This is a genomic window from Deinococcus detaillensis (genome assembly GCF_007280555.1).
Classification (GTDB): Bacteria; Deinococcota; Deinococci; order Deinococcales; family Deinococcaceae; genus Deinococcus; species Deinococcus detaillensis.
The window spans coordinates 1-1327 of the sequence record NZ_VKDB01000082.1 but is presented as its reverse complement, the minus strand read 5'-3'; the positions used below and the strand labels follow the sequence as shown (position 1 = coordinate 1327).

The window sequence follows — 1327 nt, the reverse complement described above, 5'->3', positions numbered from 1 at the left end:
TCGGCTGGGGTCGACCGCTCTGGGTCGATGACCCCAGCTTCAGCCTCGCCGATCATGTGTCCGTGGTTGAGTGCCCGGTACCCGGAGGCCGGCAGGCCGTGCTGGAAGTGGCAGGCCGGGTATTCACGGCGGCCCTCCCGCCAGACCGGCCACTGTGGGCCGCCACCCTGGTGACGGCAGTGGGCGACGGTCAGACCGCCCTGATCTTCGGCGTGCACCACGTGTTGGCCGATGGCCTGGGTGGTCTGGCGCTGCTGGCCGGGCTCGCTGACACCCTGTGCGGGACGCCCGAGGAGTCCTTCCCCCGCCCCGCACCTCCCCGCGCCCAACTCATCGCCGACGCGGCCAGGACCGGGATCCGTGCGATTGGACGCCTCCCGGTCGTGCTGGCTGGCGCAGTTCGGAGCATCAAGCTGTTCGGGCCAGCCCTCCGCACGCGCCTGGCTCCCTCGTCGCTTAACCAGCCCACCGGCAGCCGTCGGCGCTTCGCCACCGTCGAGTGCGACATGAACCTCGTGCGTGAGGTGGCCCACCGCCAGGGCGCGACGATCAACGACGTGGTGCTCAGCGTGGTTGTCGGGGCGCTCCGCAGTTTGCTGGCCGGACGTGGGGAGGTGGCGGACAGCTTCGTTCTGTCGGTACCAGTCTCGTTCCGGCCTCACACGGGCGTCCAGACCCTGGGCAACCAGAGCGCCGTCGTGCCGGTTCGCCTGCCCGCCACGGGTGAGGCGTTCGAGCGGCTCAGGACGGTGGCCCAACTCACCCGCGCCGCGAAAGGCGCTGCGCCGGGTGCCTCGAACGCGCTGCTTCGACCGGTTTTCCAGCTGCTCTCCCAGTTGGGACTCTACCAGCGGTTCATCGACCATCAACGCCTGATCCATACTTTCGTGACCAATTTAGCCGGGCCGCAGCTTCCCGTCCATCTGGGCGGCCATCCCATCCTGAAGATCATTCCGCTGGCGACGGCCAGCGGGAACGTCACCGTCTCGTTCGCGGTGCTCTCCTACGTGGGCACCCTGACCATCACCCTGATCGCCGATCCCGAGACCTGCCCAGACCTGGGTGACTTGCGAGACGGTTTGCAGCGCGAACTGGAAGCGGTTACCGTGGCCAGTGGGCCCTGAATATTCCAGCCAGCTACGGCTGACCAGTGAACCAGGCCACCGATGTTGTCCAGGAGCTGTGTCTGAACTGCCGAAGAGGGGACGTGGCGATCCTATGAGATAGGGAGGTCTGGATGATCCCGCACTGGTCAGCAGCATGGAGCATGGACGGTCCTGGGCTTCAGAAGCCTGGGGTGGCATTGGGCAAGTCAGGCCACTGGGCC

At 67.3% G+C, this 1327-nt stretch carries 1 protein-coding gene; it reads left to right on the top strand.

All coding sequences use genetic code 11. The features are described from left to right. On the top strand, positions 1–1124 hold a 1124-nt coding region (locus FNU79_RS18935; protein ID WP_143722340.1), incomplete at its 5' end, for a wax ester/triacylglycerol synthase domain-containing protein. Positions 1125–1327: the final 203 nt, after the last annotated feature.